Here is a 19836-nt window from a genome sequence, read left to right as displayed (position 1 = left end):
TTTTTCAGCGTTGTTCTTAGTCATTTCCGTTCCTCCTTTCACTTCAGTTCCTCAGGCTGGGCCTGATTCTTGGTCTGCGATTCGTAGATGGAACGGTATTCGTCGCAGGTCCGCAGCAGTTCCTCATGGGTACCGGATGCGGTGATGCGGCCTTCCTCCATAACGAGAATCATGTCGGATTCCTGCACGGATGCGATGCGCTGGGCGATGATGATCTTGGTGGTGTCGGGAATCTCGTTGTGGAACGCCTCGCGGATCAGCTTGTCGGTTTTGGTGTCGACGGCCGAGGTGGAATCGTCGAGAATCAGGATCTTCGGCTTCTTCAGCAGTGCGCGTGCGATGCACAAGCGCTGGCGCTGTCCGCCGGAGACGTTGGTGCCGCCCTGTTCGATGTACGTGTCGTACTTGTCCGGGAACTCCTGGATGAAGCCGTCGGCCTGCGCGAGCTGGCAGGCGTGGCGGATCTCCTCGTCGGTGGCGTTCGGGTTGCCCCAGCGCAGGTTCTCGGCGATGGTTCCGGAGAACAGCACGTTCTTCTGCAGCACCATGGCGACTTGGTCGCGCAGCACTTCCATGTCGTAGTCGCGCACGTCGACGCCGCCGACCTTGAGCGAGCCGGAGGTCACGTCGTACAGGCGCGGCACGAGCTGCACCAGACTGGACTTCGCCGAACCGGTGCCGCCGACGATGCCGACGGTCATGCCGGAACGGATCTTCAGGTTGATATTGTCGAGCACCGGCTTTTCGGAGTTATCAGAGTAGCGGAAGTCGACGTTGTCGAATTCGATGGACCCGTCGGCCACTTCCTTGATGGGGTTGGCCGGGTTGGTCACCGTGCTTTCCTCGTTGAGCACCTGGCAGATACGTTCCGCGGACGCCTGGGAAATGATGCACATGACGAAGACCATGGACAGCATCATCATGGCCATGAGGATCTGCATGGCGTAGGTGACCAGTGCGGTCAGGTCGCCGGTGGTCAGGCCAAGGGCGGCGTTGTTGCCGGATGCCACAATCTGCTTGGCGCCCATCCATGCGATGAGAATCATCGAGACGTATACGCAGACCATCATGAGCGGGTTGTTGAAGCTCATCACACGGTCGGCCTTGCTGAAGTCCTTGTAGATGCGCTGGGAGATGCGGCCGAACTTGCTGATCTCATGCGATTCGCGGGTGTAGGACTTGACCACGCGGATGCCTTGAAGGTTCTCGTCGACCACGTTGTTGAGCTTGTCGTAGGTGTGGAACACGCGCTCGAACACCGGGTGCACGTACACCGCCAGGCCGCACAGACCGAAGGCGAGAACAGGGATGCACGCCAGGAACACCAAGGAAATGGACGGGCTGATGCGGAACGAGAAGATCCACGCCACGATCATCATGATCGGGGCTCGCACACCCAGACGAATGATCATGGAATAGGCGTTCTGCAGGTTGGTCACATCGGTGGTGAGCCTGGTGATGATCGAGCCGGTGGAGAACTTGTCGATATTGGTGAAGCTGAAGCCCTGCACCTTCTCGAATTCGTCATGACGCAGGTTCTTGGCGAATCCAGCGCCGGCGATCGCGGCGAACTTACCGGCAAGGAAGCCAGCCGCGAGCGAACATAGCGAGCACGCCAGAAGAATCAGACCGAATTTGACGATGGCGGGCATGCTTTTGCCGGTGATGCCTTCATCAATCAACGACGCCATCACCGTGGGGATGAGGATTTCCAGAACACCTTCGACCACCACAAATATCGGGGTGAGAATGCTGGGCTTCCTATATTCACGCAGCGATTTGCCAAGCGTGCGTACGAGATGCCGCTTTTGTTTTGGCTGCGATTGCACCGCAGCCGTTGTCACGTTTGTTCCGCTCACTTACTCTTCCTTTCCTGTTTCGTCTTCCTGTGATGTTTTCCGTACAGTTGGTTGCGATTCGCATTCCCGCGATTGCCGTTCCCGCGATTCCGCCTCGCACAATGCCAGGCTGGAGTAGCGACTTTCGTCGCCGATCAGCCCGGTGGAGACCAGATTGGTTTGCATCACGTCGAGCACGTGCATGAATTCGCGGATCTCGTCGTCGCTCAGGCCCTGCAGCAGAATGCCTTCCATGGCGATTGCGCTGGTGCGCAGCGCTTCGGCGATGTCGCGCGATTTGTCGGTAAGCACGATTTTCTTCAACCGCGCGTCCCTCGGCACGGATTCGCGCACGATAAGCCCTTTGCGTTCCATCAATGCGAGCACTCTGCTCGACGTCGACCGGGTGATGCCGAAGCGGCGCTCCACGTCCTGCGGGAAGATCTCCCGTTCCGAATGGCGTGCGAGGAAGGTGATGATGTCGATGTTGCCACCGCTCAGACTATCCACTTCCATGGGGCGCGTCACCGCAAGATACCGGTTGATGACGTTGTGCAGCGATCGGATGGCGACGCTCGGCGGCTTGCATGCGCCTCGGTCCCACGCTTCGGTGAACGCGGGGTTCACCGAAGCTGTTCCATCGTTCTGTATATCGTTCACGGAACATACGATAACACGTTGTACATACAACAGTTGCATATGCAACATTCAGCGTGTCGTGTGTGACGGAACCGGATCGCAGCACACCGAACGCAATATTGTAATCGCAAAATCGCTTAAAAATAGCCAAAAAATAAGCCCGGAACAAGCCGAAACCAAGTATGAAAAAGCCGAGGATGTGGTCCGCACCGGTTCATTCGCGGGCCACATCCTCGGTCTAAATCCTTGAAACTCCTTTTGCTTACGTCTTGTTTACGTCAATCCGTCTTATTCGGCGGTTTCGGCGATTTTGGCGTATTCATCGAGCATGAAGGCGGTGATGGCCTTGCCGCCGTCGCTCATCAGCATCGGCATGGAGTTGATCGGCATGGACTTGAGGAACATGCGCATCATGTCGTTGTCGGGCAGCTGCGGCAGATTGCCGGCCTCGCCTTCCGCATACACGGATGCGACGATTTTGGAGCCGACCGGATCGTCGGCCCATTCGCCGAACGTGGACCATTCGTCGAGCGGCAGGGCCTTGCCGTCGCCGTCGAGCGTGACGACGGCCACGGCGGCGATGTCGCGGCTGGACGTGCCGACTTCGACGGTGTATTCGCCGGCTTCGACATGCCAGTCATCGAACTTCTCGGACCAGTAGGCGAAGGCGCGCTCGTCCAGATCGAAGGAGATCTCAGCCGATTCGCCGGCCTTGAGGAACACCTTTCGGAAACCCTTGAGCTCATGCTTCGGGCGGGCTACGGCGGCCTTGCCTGGAGCCACGTAGACCTGCACGGTTTCGGCGGCGTCCACGTCGGACGTGTTGGTGACGGTCGCGGTGACGTGTGCGGTGTTGGCGCCGGTCTTGGCGACGTTCACGCCGTCGATCGCAAAGGTCGCGTAGCTCAGGCCGAAGCCGAACGGGTAGTCGACGGCCTTGTCGTACGTGTCGTAGTAGCGGTAGCCGACGAACACGCCCTCACCATAGTCGACGTGCCCCTCCTCACCCGGCCAGTTGATCATGCTCGGATCGTCGTTGATGTCCATCGGAATGGTCTGTGCCAGCTTGCCGGACGGGCTGACCTTGCCGAAGATCACGTCGGCGAGCGCCGGACCGCCCGCCTGGCCAAGCAGCCAGGATTCGAGGATGCCCTTGGCGTTGCCCGCCCATGGTGCCACGGAGACGACGGATCCGTTGGACAGCACCACGACGATGTTCTTGTTTTCGGCGGCGACGGCTTTGAGCAGTTCGACCTGCTTGGCTGGAATGTCGAGGGTTTCACGGTCGAAGCCTTCGGATTCGGCGGCTTCCGGAAGGCCGAGGAACATGAGGACGACGTCGGCGTTTTTGGCGGTTTCGACGGCTTCGGCTTCGAGCTTGGCGTCGGCCGGTTCGAGGTCGAGGGTGAAGCCCGGTGCGAACGCGACGTCCGCTCCGCGTTCGGCGAGGGTGTCGAGGAAGCTGGTCATCTTGGTTGGGGTGATGTGGGACGAGCCGCCGCCCTGGTAGCGCGGGGTGCGCGCGAATTCGCCGATGACGGCGATTTTCGCGTTTGCCGCGACCGGCAGGATGTCGTCGTCGTTTTTGAGCAGCACCATGGATTCGACGGCGGCCTGGTGGGCCACCTCGTCGTGGGCGTCCACGTCGAAACGGTAGTTCTCGACGCTCATGGCGGCACGGGTCTTGTTCACGAGGTCGACCATGCCTTGGGCCATGCGGTCGAGCTGTTCGGGCTGGATGCGGCCGTCACGTGCGGCGTAGACGATCTGGTCGTCCGTGTAGCTCGGCGGCATTTCAAGGTTGAGGCCGGCGTTGAGGGAGGCGACGCGGTCGTGGTCGGCGCCCCAATCGCTCATGACGATGCCTTCATACCCCCATTCGTCGCGCAGCACGTCGGTGAGCAGCCAGCGGTTTTGTGCGGAATGCACGCCGTTGATGCGGTTGTAGGAGCACATGATGGTCCATGGCTGGGCGGTTTTGACGATGTGTTCGAAGGCCGGGAAGTAGATTTCACGCAGCGCGCGCTGGGAGATGTTGGCGGATACGCGCAGACGGTCGGTCTCCTGGTTGTTGGCGGCGAAGTGCTTGAGCGAGGTGCCCACGCCCTTGGACTGCACGCCGGCGACGATGCCGACTGCCTCATGGCCGGCCAGATACGGGTCTTCGGACCAATATTCGAAGCAGCGGCCGCCGAGCGGATTGCGCTTGATGTTGACTCCGGGGCCGAGGATGACGGCCACCTTCTCCTGGATGCATTCCTCCGCCATGGCCTCGCCGACCTTGTGGATGAGTTCCGGGTTCCAGGAGCTGGACAGGCCGGCTGCCGGCGGGAAGCAGGTGGCGGGCACGGAGTCGTTCAGGTCGGTTTCGCCGGTGCTGGATGCCAGGGATTTGCGCAGTCCGTGGGGGCCGTCGGTGATCATGTAGCCGGGAATGCCTTTGGTTTCCACACCCTGCAGGTGCCAGGCGTCGCCGCCGGAGGTGAGGGACGCCTTCTCTTCGAGGGTCAGGTCGTTGACGGAAGGATAAGCGGTGTCGCTCATGAGCTGCCTCTTTCGTATGTCTTCTGTGTTTCTGGTGCCTTTCGGCTATTTTCTCGGCCGTCTCGCGATTGTTTCGCGGTGGGACTTCAACCCCGAATTCCCTACCTACCGATTGGTAGGTACTTTATCAAAAAACAATCCTCAACACGCCAATCATCTTTGGAAAAGAAACCGACCGACCGTAAAGTGAATTGCATATTCCAATAACCTCCAGCAACGACGGGAGCACATTATGGCCAACGACGAAGTCGACCGCAGAAGCGCGATTCTCAACGCGGCGGTCGAATGTTTCGGCACGCTCGGCTACTACGGCACGTCGCTGCAGCGCATCGCCACCATGGTGAACCTCACCAAACCGGGCGTGCTGCATTACGTCGGCAGCAAGGAAGGGCTGCTGCATGCGGTGCTCGACGAAATGTACGACCGTGAGACCGAGGACGTCACCGCCGGCATGGTGCGCGACGAGCGTCCGCTTATCGCCGAAATGTGGCGCAGGACGGTGGCGGTCAACGCCAAACGTCCCGAATTGGTGCACATGTTCTCCACGCTGAGCGCCGAGGCGCTCAATCCCGACCATCCGGCGCATGATTATTTCGCCGAACGCGAGGAACGTATCGTGGAAGTGGCCGCGAACATCCGCTGGCATGTGCCGGAAGGCGTTGACGCCGAGCAGGTGCTGCGTTCCGGATTCGCGATGATGGACGGCGCGCAGCTGCGTTGGCTGCGGGTTCCGGGGCGCGATTTGAACGAAATGTGGGCGAGTTGCGAGGACGTGCTCTTCCCCCTGCCGCAGTGGGAGGGCTACCGCTGACCATGAAATATCTGTTGGCACCGGATTCGTTCAAGGAAGCCGCTTCCGCGCAGGCCGTGGCTGAGTCGATGCGCCGGGGCGTGGCGGCCGGCGATCCCGGCGCCGAATGCCGCATGATGCCGTTGTCCGATGGCGGCGAGGGATTGACCGACGCGCTGGTCCAGGCAACCGGCGGCGAATTGCGATCGGAGCACGCGCATGACGCGCTGGGCCGGCCGATCATCACACGATATGGATTCCTTGGCGAGGGCGGTTTCGGAACATCTCACGATGGAGAGAATCCTCGCACCGCGGTGGTCGAGTTGGCTGCGGCGAGCGGCATCGAGCGCATCTCCCCCGCCGACCGCGATCCGTTGGCGGCGTCCACTTTCGGCACCGGCGAGCTGATTCGCGCCGCGATCGACGCCGGAGCGGAACGCATCGTACTTGGATTGGGCGGCAGCGCCACCACCGACGGCGGCACTGGCCTGGCCCGAGCGCTCGGCCATCGTTTCCTCGATGCGGACGATTGCGAGCTGCCGCTTGGCGGCGGCGCACTCCCCCGGCTTGCCCGCATCGACGACACCGAGGTTCCCGACGACGTGCGAAACATCCCGATCGTATTGGCATGCGACGTCACCAATCCTCTGACCGGGACGGACGGCGCCGCCGCCGTGTTCGCGCCGCAGAAAGGCGCGAACACGGAACAAGCCGCATTGCTCGACTGCGGTTTGGGCAGGCTCGCCGACGCCATCACGGCACTGAACGGTCGCAAAATAACAGATAAGCCGGGCGCGGGCGCGGCGGGCGGCACCGGCGGCGGCATGCTGGGCCTGTTCAACGCGACCATGCGCCCCGGCATCGAGTTGGTGCTCGATTTGCTGCATGCACGCGAGGCGTGCGCGTGGGCCGATGTCGTCATCACCGGCGAAGGGTCGATCGACGGGCAGACGCCGTACGGCAAGGTACCGAGCGGCATCGCGCGACTGGCGAAATCGCAAGGAAAACCGGTTATCGCCATCGGAGGAAAAGTGACGCGCGATCCGAACGTCACCGCCGCGCTCAACGAAGCCGGCATCGTCGCGACGTTCGGCATCGCACCCGGCCCAGCCGCTCTGCCGGAACTGCTCACCGGAACAAAACGCAACGTGGAGGCCACCTGCGCCGCCATCGCCAGTCTGCTGAGCGTCGCGCGCGAATGCTCATCGAGACCTCATCAATGAGGAACAGGAACCCCGCCTGTTGCACCGGTATTGAGGACTACTTTGGGGTCATCATCAACAGGCCACTCGCCTGAACTAGATTTTCACATCTGCTTACGGTAAGTATTCACGCAAGAGCGGAACCGCGAAATCAACTTCGCCGCAACCGGTCTGACGAATGACATATGCATCCAGCAACCGCTTGCGAATATGTTTGGCATTGTCGATATCAAAATTATCAAAGCTATCGAAAAACGACAGAAGTGAAGCCTTCCACCGCGCATGACCAGCTATGCGGCGCGCTTCGAGAAGCGGAACATGAGCAGGGCCAGGATCTCACCCGTCACGGCCATGCCGAAGAACACCCACATGCTGGTGGAAAACCCGGCGACGTAGGCGGCCGCGGACTTCATGCCCGCGACACGGTTCGCTGCGGAGAATTCGGCGATCAGCGTGGACGCGACCGCGGTGCCGATGGCGCCGGCGAGCTGCTGCACGGTGTTCATCACCGCGGAGCCGTCGGCGTTCATCGCGGCCGGCAGCTGGTTCAGCGCATGCGTCTGGTCAGGCACGAGCACGAATCCGGATGCGGCCATGAACAGCGCGTAGGCGATCGCGACGGCCCATTCATGCGCGCCGCCGAGCATCATCACAATATCCATGATGGCCACGCCGACAAAACCACAGGCGATGAATTTCGGCGGAAAATGCGCTTTCAGCGCACCTCCGATCAACGGCGCGGAAATCGCGCCGACCACGGCTCCCGGCAGCAGAATCAGGGCGGCGATCATGCTGGTGTGGCCGAGTCCGCGCTGCAATAGAATCGGCAGCAGGAAGTTCACACCGAGCACGCCACCGGACGACATCAGCAGAATCAGCATGCCCAATGTGAATCCGGGGAATGCGAACGTGCGCACCTCGACCAGCGGATGCTCCATCTTCAGCTGCACGGCGGCGAACACACCCAGCACCACGATCGCGCCGACAAGCACCGTCCAGAAGCGCCAGTCGCCGTTCCACTGCGCGAAGAAGCTCGCCGCCACGATGATGCCGGCCAGACCGGCCGCCACCAATACCAGCGACGGCACCGACAGATGCCCCTTCCCGCCGTGGCGGATGTCGGGGACGGTAGCGCATCCCAGCACGAGCGAGATGAGCAGGAACGGGATCATCGTGTAGAAGATCCAATGCCAGTTGAGGAATTCCATGACGAGCCCGCCGAACACCGGGCCGATGGCCGGGGCCGCGCAGGTCACCAGACTGACCAGGCCAAGCATCATGCCGCGCTTGTCGAACGGCGCTTTCTCCAGGATGATGTTGGTCAGCAACGGCAGCGAGACGCCCGTGCCCAACGCCATGATGAGTCGCGCGGTGAGCAACATGGGGAAGTTCACGGCGAGCGCGCCGACCACCGTACCTGCCGAGAACAGCGCCACGGCAGTGACGAGCAGCCCCTTGGTGGGGAATGTGCGCACCATGAACGGTGAGGTGGGGATGGCTATGGACAGGAGCAGCAGATAGCCGGTGGTGAGCCATTGCACCACGTCGGCGGAGATGGAGAACTCCCCCATCAGCGTGGAGTAGGCGATGTTGAGCGACGTTTCGGATAGGATGCCGAGGAAGGTGAGGATGGCAAGCGCCACCACCACGATGGTGAGTCTGCCTTCGCTCATATATCTGCTTGGCTGTGGCCCCTCCCGCATCGCCTTTGCCGGCTGTTCCCGCCGCTGTTCGCGTTCCGTCATGATCTGCGACTCCTTCCTTTTCGTCATGGGTGACCGCATCGTTTGCCGCATGGCTCGATGGCCCTCCGGCCTACCGTTTCTCCGCCGTATGAGATCGAGGATCGCCGCCCGCCATCAACGTTTCGACACGTGCCGGCCAGGCATCGGCCACCTTCGTGGTCCATTCCCCTCCCCGGTCCGTGTCCATCAGCCGATGCATAGCCTGCAGCGTGGCGACCGTGGTGGCGACGTCCTGCGGGCTGATGCCGGACAGCACGCCACGCAGATGCTCATGGAACTGGTGCACGTACAGTTCGCGGATTTCCTCGGCGGCTTCGGTCAGGCTCAACGTCACCGCACGGCCGTCGGCTTCGGATGCGTGCTTGACCACAAGGCCTTTGACCACCAGTTCGTTGACAAGCTTCGTGATGCTTGGTGCGGTTACTCCCAGAAAGGCGCTGATGCCGCTGACCCGTGCGGCGGGAGCCGGGGATCCGGCACGATGATTGAGATTCCAGATGGCGTCGATGACATGCACGTGACGAGGCTTCATGTTTTTCGGCAGTTCCGGCAACGCTTCGGTGATGCGTTTCGCCATCCAGCACACGTCGATCAGATCACGCACGTCGTCCAGGGACAGTTGTCGTTGCCCGCTTCGCGATTCCACCATGGCACCCTATTCGTTACTAATAGTCATTACTAAAGGTAAGTATATGGGTGCTCCGGACAACGGGATCGCAGCCTTGGCCCATCAGTCTTCAAGGCATGTTTTCACAACCCGACGCCAACAAGTCCGGGCGCGCACCCACTGGATGCATGCCCGGACTCCACGGAAATCCCAATGGCCTTTGCGCTACACGCGACGGGCGGCGAGCTCCCCGCCCACCCGGTCGACGCGCTTGTCGAGGTCGTAGAAGAAGAGCAGCGCGGCCATAACCACGACCATGGCGACCGGCACCCACACGAAGGTGTTGACCATGGCGGAGACGGTGGCATCGGACCGCACGGCGAGCGAGCCGTCATATCCGCTGGCACCGAGTATCCACGCGATGGCGGCCGAGGAAACGCCCATGGCCACCTTCATGGAGAAGCTGGACGAGCTGAACACGATGCCATCGGACCGCACGCCGCTGCGCCATTCGCCATATTCCACCACGTCGCCGCTCATGGCGTTGAGCGCGGCGTTCATCGGGATGATGCCGACCATGCGCACGATGATGGAGACGAAGAACACCCACAGGTTGCTCGGATCGACGAACACCAGCAGACTGCCGACGGCGACGAGCACCAGGCCGGCCATCGAGGCGTTGCGTTTGCCGAACCGGGCCACGAACGGTCCGGCGAACGGCAGGCCGATGACCATGGGGATCACTGTCGCCAGACCGATCACGGCGATCAGATTGGAGTTGCCGAGCACGTACTTGGCGATGTAGGCGGCCATGCCGTTGTAGGTCGTTGAGCCCCAGCGTGAGCCACCAGTACTTGTTGCGCGCAAGCGCCTTGAAATGGTCGCCGATGGAAATTCTGCCGGCGCACCCATCCACGCCATCGCCCGGTTTCATGGACGCGATCTCATGCGTATTCGCGAAGGTGAACCAGTAGCCGAACGGGATCATCACGGCAATCGCCCCGAAGAAGACGCTCCAGCCGAGGGACGAACCGCCGAGGAACTCACTCCCGACACCGGTAAACCGGTAAGCAAACTGAATCTTGGACGCTTCGGCGCGGGCTTCATCTTCTTCTGCATCGTCTTCATGATGTCCGGCACCATCGGATCCACCGTGCTGCTCCCAGCCCGCTTCAACACGCTCGGCATCGGTCAGGGCGAAACGATCCTCGGCACGATGAACTCCATCGGCATCATCTTCGCCCTGATCTCCAACGTCATCTTCGGCTCGCTGTCCGACGCCTCCCACAGCCGTTTCGGCAAGCGCACGCCATGGATCATCATCGGCGGACCGATCGCCGGCATCGGATTCTACCTGACCTCCATCTCCCCGACGCTGCCGACCATCATCGCCTCCTGGTCACTGCTGCAGATCAGCCTGAACTGCATGATCGCGCCATGCGTGGCGATCCTGTCCGACCGCGTTCCGCAGAAATACCGCGGCTCCATGTCCGCATTCTACGGCGCGGGCCAGATCGTCGGCCAGTCCATGGGCACCATCATCGGCTCCGCCTTCATCGATGTTCCGAAGACCGGCTTCATGATCGACACCATCTGCTGGTGCCTGTGCGGCATCGGCACCGTGCTCCTGCTCCCGCGCGAACTGTCCGCGGCCACGGCCGACGCCGAGAGATACGACATCAGGCAGATCGCCATGCAGTTCCGCCCGCCGACCAAGGGCGCGCGCGATTTCTATCTGGCGCTCGTCGGACGTCTGATGCTCATCTTCGGTTACAACATGATCGTCGGCTACCAGCTGTATGTATGCATGAAGTACATCGGACAGGACGCCAAGGCCGCGGCCTCCACCGTGTCCACCATGGCCGTGATCACCATGGTCGTCCCCCTCGTCGTACCCCTGGTCTCCGGCCCGATCTCCGACAGGATCGGCAAGCGCAAGCTACCGGTGTTCGTCTCCTCCACCATCATCGCCATCGGCATCGCCGTGCCGTGGGTGCTCAAGTCCCAGTTCTCCATGTTCGTCTACGCGGCGCTCATGGGCCTCGGATACGGCATCTACATGGTGGTCGATCAGGCGCTGAACGTCGACGTGTTACCGAACCCGAACGAGGCCGGCAAGGCTCTCGGCATCCTGAACCTCGCCAACACACTCGGACAGGTTATCGCGCCGATTGTCGTCTCCTCCATCGTGGTGGCCACCGGCGGCTACTTCTTAGTATTCCCGATCGCCATCGCGGCCGTAACGATCGGTGCCGTGGTGATTCTGTTCATCAAGAAGGTGAAGTAGCCGCCGGCGGATCGTAGGACCACGCATTCACAGGCGCGCAAGGGCCGTTCCTTTCCGAGGGTTTCAATCTCTCCACCGGTTTTTCGAAAAGGAACGGCCCTTCGCCATGGCAAACCCCGTAGCTGGCATCGTTCCGTAGGTGGCTCTGCCGTTCCGTAGGCGGTCACCTGCGGCATCGGCGATGAGAAACGGCCGTATTTGAGCCGTTCCTTCAGTGACCATCCGACCCCAATCACCTACGGAGTCTGAAAACCACCTACGGAAAAACCGGACCTTGTCGGCAGTCGCCAGGTCCTAGGCACCACCCGACCGCATATACGCGCGGAACCGATGCGGCACCCCGACGAATCATTGCAAAACCGGCCATACAAGCGATGCCCGCAATATGCGCGACATGCGCTGCGTCGATTTGTGAAATCACCTAAATCATAGTAAACTACCAAGTGGTAATTAAAGGACACCGCTTCAACGAGGAAAGTGAGCAATCCATGACCAACACCACCGACCTGCCATACAAGAATCCCAACCTGCCTGCCGAAGAGCGCATCGCCGATTTGCTCGGACGCATGACCCTCGAAGAGAAGGTCGGCCAGATGATGCAGCTTGATGCTCGCAGCGGCGATCTGGATGACCTGATCGTCAACAAGCACGTCGGCTCGATTCTGCACACCTCCCCCGCGGACCTGCCCCGCGCGGTCGAGACCGTGAACACGAAGACCCGCCTCGGCATTCCGCTGATCATCGGCGACGACTGCATCCACGGCTATTCCTTCTGGCCAGGCTCCACCATCTTCCCATCCCAGCTCGGCATGGCAACAAGCTTCGACACGGCCAAGGTTCAGGCCGCAGGACGTGCCACCGCCGAAGAGGTCTCCACCACCGGCGTGCATTGGACGTTCTCCCCCGTGCTGTGCATCGCCCGCGACACCCGTTGGGGCCGTGTGGACGAGACGTTCGGCGAGGATCCGTATCTTATCGGCGAGATGGCCTCCGCCATCGTCAAGGGCTATCAGGGCGGCGCCAAAGCTGGCGAGCCGCTCGCCAAGGATGCGATTCTGGCCTGCGCCAAGCATTTCGCCGGCTATTCCGAAACGCAGGGCGGCCGCGACGCTTCCGAAGCGGACCTGTCCCACCGCAAGCTGGAATCGTGGTTCCTGCCGCCGTTCGAACGCGTGGCGAAGGAAGGCTGCGGCACCTTCATGCTCGGCTACGAATCCATTGAAGGCGTGCCGGTCACGTTCAACAAGTGGCTGCTGTCCGACAAGCTGCGCGGCGACTGGCACTACCAGGGCACGCTGATCACCGACTGGGACAACGTCGGCCGTTCCGTGTGGGAGCAGAAGGTCAAGGCCGACTACGCGCACGCCGCCGCGGATGCGGTCAAGGCCGGTAACGACCTGATCATGACCACGCCGAAGTTCTACGAAGGTGCGATCGAAGCGGTACGCACCGGATTGCTTGACGAGTCGCTGATCGACGAAGCCGTGTCCCGCATTCTCGCACTCAAGTTCCGTCTAGGCCTGTTCGAAGATCCGCGTCTGCCGGACCAAGAGCGCATCAAGACGGTTATCGGCTCCAAAGCCCATCAAGAGCTCAACCTGCAAATCGCACGCGAATCCGTGGCGTTGCTGAAGAATGACGGCGCATTGCCGTTCTCGGCTGCGGCGGGCAAGCGCATCGCCGTGGTGGGGCCGCTTGCCGATGACGCGCAGGAGCAGTTGGGCGATTGGGCCGGCAATTCCGGCCAGGTCAATTGGATGCCGGAAGGCCAGCCGCGCGGCATGATCACCACCATCCTTGACGGGTTCAAGCAGCTTGCGCCCGAAGGATGCGAGGTTGCGTATTCGCGTGGTGCGAACATCATCGATTTGGTGGACGATCCGGAAGGCGAGTTCTATCCGGATGGCCAGCCTCGTCCGAAGCTCGCCGTCTCCGCCAAGTTCGACCAGCAACTGCTGGATGAGGCGGTGGAGAACGCACGCCGTTCCGACCTTGTTGTCGCTGTTGTGGGCGATGTGGTGCAGTTGGTCGGCGAGACCTGCTCCACCGCCACACTGGAACTGCTCGGCGGGCAGAACGCCATGCTCGAAGCGCTTGCCGACGTGGCCCGCGAGACCGGCAAGCCGCTGGTCGTGGTGCTGATGAGCTCCAAGCCGCAGGTGATGCCGGCATGCGTGATCGGCACGAATGGCGTGATCGTGGACGAATCCACGGCCGACGGTGTCAGCGCGTTCATGTGGGCGCCGAATCCGGGTATGAAGGGTGGCCAGGCCATCGCCGAAATCATTCTTGGCGAAACCGAGCCGAGCGGACGTCTGCCGATCACCTTCCCGCGTCATGCGGGCCAGCTACCGGTCTATTACAACCAGATCCGTGGCCAGCACGGCAATCGTTATGCCGATCTCACGCAGGATCCGGCGTTCGCGTTCGGCGAGGGCCTCGGCTACACGACCTTCGCATATGGCGAACCGACAATCACGAACGTTCCGGCTTCCGGCACGTTCGCCACCACCGATACCATGCATGTCGAGGTTGCGCTCACCAACACCGGCGAGCGCAAAGGCACCGAAGTAGCGCAGTTGTATATCGGCGATATCGTGACGTCCTACAGTTGGACGGACCGCGAGCTCAAAGCGTTCCAGCGCGTGGAGCTTGAGCCGGGTGAGACCAAGACCGTTGCGTTCGATATTCCGGTTTCGGAGTGCACTATCGTCGATTCGGATGCCAACCGCATCGTGGAGCCGGGTGAGTTCGAGGTGCTGATCGGCCATTCGAGCCGTCGCAAGGATCTCAAGCGGACCACGTTCACCGTGGCGTGAATGGTTCCAGCTTGGTAGCGGTCGGCGATCATCATCGATAGTCGGCCACTACCGGAGACTTTTTGGGGGCAGCCATCAAACTGCCCCCTAAATTCATATGCGGATCATCATATACGGATCATCGGCGGGAATCAGCGATAGGAGTCCCACAATGGTGCGGGAAACAGCATGTTCTCCATTTCTGCCCACTCGCCGCACAAATCGACTTCCGGCTCACGCAGCCACCACAGCTGGATGCCGTCCATGATCTCCATGGCTTTGCGCACCACTGGCCGCATGCTGTCGGCCCATGCGCCCAATTGCGGCGGAACCACCCATGGGTATTTCGAATAGTGCTCCCAAATACCGTCCATGCGTTCCATGAATTCATCATGCAGCGGATGGTCCGGGTTCAGGGATTCGGCCGACAGCACGGTGAACAGCTGCACCATCATGCGGCGGCGCGAGTTGTGTTTCACCAGGTAGTGCAGGTATGCGGGGAAATGCGGCGCGGATGGGTCGCTGCCCGGCATGCCCGATGAGAAGAAGTCCTCCGGAGTGCCGGTTTGCCCGTAGTATTCGTCATATACCAGCGCCAGCATCTTGTCTTTGTTTTCGACGTATCGCAGCACGCCTTGTTTGGAAATGCCGACCCGATCGGCCACGTCCTGGATGGAGATGCCGTTGAATCCGCGTTCGCTGATGAGCTGCACCGCCGCATCCAGCACTTCCACACGACGCTCTTGTGGCGATTTGCGGGTACGTTTCGAAGTCTCTTCCTCTGCCATGACTCCGAGTCTAATGCCCTTTGCGTCGATTGTCGTTGATTGACGGCGCCGATGCCACGTCATCGTGGGGCGTATCCGCTTGAATCCATCCATGACGCCATACGCGGGTTAGATCCCATGCTTCGAGATTGCCGCCGTTGCGCGGGTCGCGTGGCGGTTTTCCTTCGCCGCTGCCTGGTTTCGCGGAACGCGCAAGCTGGTAGCTCCAATAGACCTGCCCCGCCGACGCATCCCATGCCGCGCGTTGCAATCGCGATACTTGACGGTATGCGTCCGCTCGGTTTCGGCCGTGCAGGGCCCACCGGTTCTCCACGCACCACTCGCCCACAAGTACAGGGATATGGCGGGCCGCCGAACGGATGGCGATTTCGCGCGCACCCACCAGCATTCGGTACAGCCATGGCAGGTGCCGCGATTGCAGGTACAGTCGGCGTGCCGGTCCCGCGAACAACGGTTCCTCCATGGCGATGAGATATTGGTGGGTGTCGAGCATGACGTTGCGCATGCCGGAACGACGGAACCAATCACTCCAGCGGAGCAGTCGAAAGCCGTCGTGGAATACGATCAGGGTTTCCGGACGTAGTATGGCGCGCAGCCGGGTGTAGGCGTCACGGTAGAAGCGCTTCAGAAACCGTAGTGGGACATGCGTGCTGCCGGAGGCCTCGCGGACGTCCTTCGCCGTATTCGACGTGCCATGGAACACCGACCAGCTCACCGGTTCGTTGAGCACTTCGATGCTGTGTAGGGTCGGCTCGTCACGATATCGGCGGGCCAATCGTTCCAGCACATTCAGCGCGTATTCCACCAAGTCCGGATTCTGCGCCCATTTGCACACGCCCGTCAGACCGCCGTTGTCGAAACCATTCTGTGAGCCGGGCACGGTATGCAGGTCGATCATGATCTTCAGTCCCGTCTCCCGCGCCCAACGGAACGCGCGGTCGAGGTATGCGATGCAGCCCGGATGTCCGGGCCAATCGCCGAAGATGAAATATGGTATGGGAATGCGCACGAGATTGAGCCCATGGTCGGCGATGATGCGGAAATCCTCCAGGGTGATGTAGGCGTCGCGGTGCCGGCGCAGTTCCTCGGCGAGATTCCGTTCGGACCAGAGGGCGCCGTGCGTGCGGTGCATCCAGATTTCGTCATCTTCGGCAGTGCGAACGAATGGTTCCGGATCCATCCATTTCTCCAGCACCAGCCAGTTGCCGAGGTTCACGCCGTTGATTCGCTCGTCGATGCCCAGCACCATGCATCCCACCGCCTTTCTGTGCGGGGTTTCGCCCGGCTTGCCGTTTCCGCCTATTCAAAAACCAAACAGCCCAAACCAAACCCCTATTTCAGCCCAATGGGCCAAGGAACGCACCGTTCGCAACGCTCCTTGGCCCATTGTATGCGTCCCGCAATCAGCCACGCGGCCGGTTGGAATCGGACCACGGCCGGATTGGGGTTTCGGAATGATCGTGGCCGGATGGGCGGGATCAGTCGACCGGCTTCGTCTCGCCCGCCTCGTAGTCGAAGAAGTCGAAGTCGGCAGTCTTCTCGTGCAGAGCGGCGTCGGTAACGGCGATGCCGACCATGGTGCCAGTGAATTCGCCGTACTTGCAGTATTCGTCAGAGAAGGTGGTAGTGTCGAAATCCGGGCCAATCTTGGTCCAGTTCTCGCCATCATAACCCCACTCGAACCAAGTACGACGACCTTCGATATTCAAACGGAAATAGATCGGCTTGTCTTCCACAGCAACGCGAGTGTCAAGCATTTCCATCTTTTCACCGTTTTCGAGACGCACAATCGAAATCGCGCTGCCGCCAAGCGTCTGTGAATAATACTTGCGCAGGAAAATATTATTCATGTTGTCGTAGTAGATGGTCAAGCCAGCGCTGTGCTGGTAGACTTCCGGCTCGAACTCCATCTTGGTGGTTACCGTGGCATACACGCTCGTCAGCTTGCGAGCAAGCAGGCTCGTACGATTCAGCGAGGCAAGCGATTCCTCACCACGAACACGCAACCAGCCCGGGCGTTCCGTAGCATTTGCAAACGTGCTCGGCATCTGACGCGGCGAGTAATACCAGTTACCCAGTTCCTCACCATCGAAATCGTCAAGGCTTGGAATTTCCGGCATCGGCACATCTGGCAGATTCGGCTCCTCGACTTCGATCTTTGCCAGATTAGAACCATCAGCCATACGCAACCAACCATCAGGCGTCCACTGCATCTTCTGAATGGCGGTCTCACGGCCAAGCGTACAACGCAATTCCGGCACAAACGGACGGCTGGTCAGGTGCACAAGATATGTCTCGCCGTTCGGCAGATCCACGTAGGAGCCGTGGCCGGACTTCTGCAATACGGAATCCGGGTTGAAATAGCGCGGCTTCAAATGATCGTCATCAGCACGCTCGTTTGACTCCTTCGGCTGCGAAGTGACGAGCGGACCATTCGGATCCGGCTCATACGGGCCCCACACATTGCGGGAACGGCCCATGGTCACAGAATGGTTGTAGCCGGTGCCGCCCTCGGCGCACATAATGTAATACCAGCCGTCACGCTTGGTCAGATGCGGAGCCTCAATGCAGCCACGATCAGTAGCGCCACGCCATATACGCTTCGGATAGCCAACCACATGCTTGGTTTCCGGATCATATTCCACACAGCAGATCACACCCGGCTTCTCATAGCCTTCACGGGTCTCCCATTCCAAGCTGACGATGTACTTCTTGCCATTGTCATCATGCAAAATGGACGCGTCGAAACCGGAAGATGTCAGATATACCGGCTCACTCCACGGACCTTCAATGCTCTTCGACTTAATCAGATAATTATTCACGTCGAAATAGCGTGCATTCATGGAATTCATAACGCCGTAAATCACGTAGAACATGTCCTCTTCCTCACAATACGTGAGGCATGGAGCCCAAATGCCCTTAGCGCTTGGCAGCTTGGTGAGGTTCGGATTCGTATCATCAGTAAGCACGTGGGTGAGCAGCTCCCAATGCTTCATATCCTTCGAATGGTAAATCGGAATGCCCGGAAACCATTCGAAGGTGGAGACGGCCACGTAGTAGTCGTCGCCTTTGCGGCAGATGGCCGGATCGGGATTGAAGCCTTTGAAGATCGGATTATGCAGCATTGTCGTTCCTTAATGTTCTTGATATCACGCGTTGCTTTGTACGATTCTTGCGTCCGACGGAATCACTTTTGGACGGGGAACCAATCTTGGGCGATGCAGCGCCCGAGGTCCCATGCGTCCCAGCCGATCCAGCCAGGGGTGTTGACGGTGTCGGTGAGCAGCTTGTAGTTCCAGTAGTAGAAGCCGCTGCCCTTGCTCCATGCGGCGAGCTGGGATTCGGCCACGCCCTGGTACAGCGAGCGCTTCTGTTCGGCGGTCAGGGTCTCGGCCTGCGCGCCTTCCTCGCCGTTGAGCACGCTTTGGCCGCCGTGGGTGTCCACGCCGCAGCCGACGGAGTTGAACAGGCACCACTCCCCCACGATCACCGGGAAGTATTCGCTCATCTCGGCGATCATCGGCGCATAGGTATTCCTCACGAAGTCGTCGTAGCCCTCCGCTGTCTGCGGGCAACCCATCGTTTCGGCGGTCATGAGGTATTGGTGGGTATCAAGGACCACGTTCTTAAACTCGGGCGCGAGCTTGCCGTCGGGGCCGCGCATGAAGTCCTTCCACTGTTCGATGTCGAAACCGTCGTGGAACACCACCGCCTTGTCTGCCGGCAATGCGCCCTTGTCGGCATCGCGCAGACGGTGGTAGGCGGTGATGTAGAAGTTCTTGAGCCAGTCGAATGCGATCGGGCCGGTGCCTTCGGCGAGTTCCGGATCGACCGCCTTGTAGCGTTCGGTCACGTTCGCCATCGGCCAGCAGGTGGTGGTGTTCGGCTCGTTGATGATTTCGATGCCCATCAGCGCCCGACGATGGCCGTACCGCCTGGCGAGGCGTTCGAGCACGGACAGCACGAATTCGACCTCGTCGGGCAGCTGCGCCCACTTGCACACGCCGGAGATGCCGCCGTTGTCGAAGCCGTTCTGGCTCATCGGCGCGGTGTGCAGGTCGATGAGGATGGTCAGACCGTATTTCTCGGCCCAGTTGAAGGCCTTGTCGAGTTCGTCGATGCAGCCGATGAACGGCGCGCGGTCGCCGAAGATGAAGTACGGCACGGAGTTCAGTCCCCACGATTTGATGGTGGCAAAGTCGCGCTCGTTGATGTATTCGGCGCGGTGGGTCCTGATGCGGGCCTCGTAGACGGCCGGATCGAGTTGCGTCGGCAGATAGTATTCGTCATCGGCAGTGGTTCCATCGAATAATGCCGGGTTCATCCACTTTTCCAGAACCAGCCAGTTACCCAGGTTCACGCCCTTGATGTAATCAAGATCCATATGCACTCCTTCGTACGTCATGCAGTTTCTATTACTTAGTAACTACTTAGTTATATCGTAATACATTTCCGGTCCACACGCAACCCAACCTCGGCGGCACCCCATCTCCGCCATCGACCTTTATATTTGAATATATAAGATCGATTGATGGAGGTGCCGGAATGCGATACGTGATGCGGATCTTCGACACTCCGCTGCTGGAGTTCGAGGCATC

14 protein-coding genes are annotated in these 19836 nt (G+C 60.4%); 4 read left to right on the top strand and 10 right to left on the bottom strand.

Annotated elements, in window-relative coordinates:
• Positions 1-38: 38 nt before the first annotated feature.
• The 3 genes from KSX58_RS01760 to KSX58_RS01750 all read right to left on the bottom strand — a co-directional run bounded on the left by KSX58_RS01760 (position 39) and on the right by KSX58_RS01750 (position 5021).
• Positions 39-1859 carry an ABC transporter ATP-binding protein gene (locus KSX58_RS01760; protein WP_118235080.1) on the bottom strand — a complete coding sequence of 607 codons (1821 nt, stop codon included), beginning with the start codon at positions 1857-1859 and terminating at the stop codon, positions 39-41.
• On the bottom strand, positions 1860-2498 hold the full coding sequence (locus KSX58_RS01755; protein ID WP_236402349.1) for a MarR family winged helix-turn-helix transcriptional regulator: 639 nt from the start codon (positions 2496-2498) through the stop codon (positions 1860-1862).
• A gap of 267 nt (positions 2499-2765) precedes the next feature.
• On the bottom strand, positions 2766-5021 hold the full coding sequence (locus tag KSX58_RS01750) for an exo-alpha-(1->6)-L-arabinopyranosidase (RefSeq protein WP_085381064.1): 2256 nt from the start codon (positions 5019-5021) through the stop codon (positions 2766-2768).
• A gap of 232 nt (positions 5022-5253) precedes the next feature.
• Here KSX58_RS01750 and KSX58_RS01745 point away from each other — a divergent pair, with 232 nt between their 5' ends.
• On the top strand, positions 5254-5832 hold the full coding sequence (locus KSX58_RS01745) for a TetR/AcrR family transcriptional regulator (protein ID WP_033499903.1): 579 nt from the start codon (positions 5254-5256) through the stop codon (positions 5830-5832).
• 2 nt (positions 5833-5834) lie between these two features.
• On the top strand, positions 5835-7034 hold the full coding sequence (locus KSX58_RS01740; protein WP_033499902.1) for a glycerate kinase: 1200 nt from the start codon (positions 5835-5837) through the stop codon (positions 7032-7034).
• A gap of 269 nt (positions 7035-7303) precedes the next feature.
• On the opposite strand, the gene KSX58_RS01735 is transcribed toward KSX58_RS01740, so the two are convergent.
• The 3 genes from KSX58_RS01735 to KSX58_RS01725 form a co-directional block, all read right to left on the bottom strand.
• Positions 7304-8758, bottom strand: coding sequence for an MFS transporter (locus tag KSX58_RS01735; RefSeq protein ID WP_039775562.1), 1455 nt, complete (start codon positions 8756-8758; stop codon positions 7304-7306).
• 70 nt (positions 8759-8828) lie between these two features.
• Positions 8829-9407, bottom strand: a complete 579-nt coding sequence (locus KSX58_RS01730) for a MarR family winged helix-turn-helix transcriptional regulator (protein ID WP_003811074.1) — start codon at positions 9405-9407, stop codon at positions 8829-8831.
• Between the two features lie 183 nt (positions 9408-9590).
• Complete coding sequence (locus tag KSX58_RS01725) at positions 9591-10232, bottom strand: MFS transporter (RefSeq protein WP_217736233.1); 642 nt, start codon at positions 10230-10232, stop codon at positions 9591-9593.
• 79 nt (positions 10233-10311) lie between these two features.
• Between KSX58_RS01725 and KSX58_RS01720 the strand changes: the two genes are divergently transcribed.
• Both KSX58_RS01720 and KSX58_RS01715 read left to right on the top strand, forming a co-directional pair.
• Positions 10312-11652 carry an MFS transporter gene (locus tag KSX58_RS01720; protein ID WP_237976493.1) on the top strand — a complete coding sequence of 447 codons (1341 nt, stop codon included), beginning with the start codon at positions 10312-10314 and terminating at the stop codon, positions 11650-11652.
• 488 nt (positions 11653-12140) lie between these two features.
• A complete protein-coding gene (locus KSX58_RS01715; RefSeq protein WP_217736230.1) occupies positions 12141-14471 on the top strand; it encodes a glycoside hydrolase family 3 N-terminal domain-containing protein in 2331 nt (776 codons plus the stop codon).
• Positions 14472-14602: 131 nt separating this feature from the next.
• Here the strand turns inward: KSX58_RS01715 and KSX58_RS01710 are convergent, their stop codons facing one another.
• From KSX58_RS01710 to KSX58_RS01695, 4 genes are all read right to left on the bottom strand, one after another.
• Positions 14603-15238 carry a TetR/AcrR family transcriptional regulator gene (locus tag KSX58_RS01710; protein WP_217736229.1) on the bottom strand — a complete coding sequence of 212 codons (636 nt, stop codon included), beginning with the start codon at positions 15236-15238 and terminating at the stop codon, positions 14603-14605.
• A gap of 10 nt (positions 15239-15248) precedes the next feature.
• Positions 15249-16487: a glycoside hydrolase family 5 protein gene (locus tag KSX58_RS01705; protein WP_195248266.1), complete on the bottom strand. Its 1239-nt coding sequence runs from the start codon at positions 16485-16487 to the stop codon at positions 15249-15251.
• A gap of 229 nt (positions 16488-16716) precedes the next feature.
• Entirely contained in the window at positions 16717-18363 is a 1647-nt protein-coding gene (locus KSX58_RS01700) for a glycoside hydrolase family 43 protein (protein ID WP_217736228.1), read from the bottom strand.
• A 62-nt stretch (positions 18364-18425) separates the two neighbouring features.
• On the bottom strand, positions 18426-19622 hold the full coding sequence (locus KSX58_RS01695; protein WP_217736227.1) for a glycoside hydrolase family 5 protein: 1197 nt from the start codon (positions 19620-19622) through the stop codon (positions 18426-18428).
• Between the last annotated feature and the right edge of the window lie 214 nt (positions 19623-19836).

This window comes from Bifidobacterium sp. MSK.17.10 (assembly GCF_019129655.1).
In the GTDB taxonomy this organism is placed as follows: domain Bacteria; phylum Actinomycetota; class Actinomycetes; order Actinomycetales; family Bifidobacteriaceae; genus Bifidobacterium; species Bifidobacterium adolescentis.
This window is presented reverse-complemented; position numbering and strand designations above follow the sequence as displayed.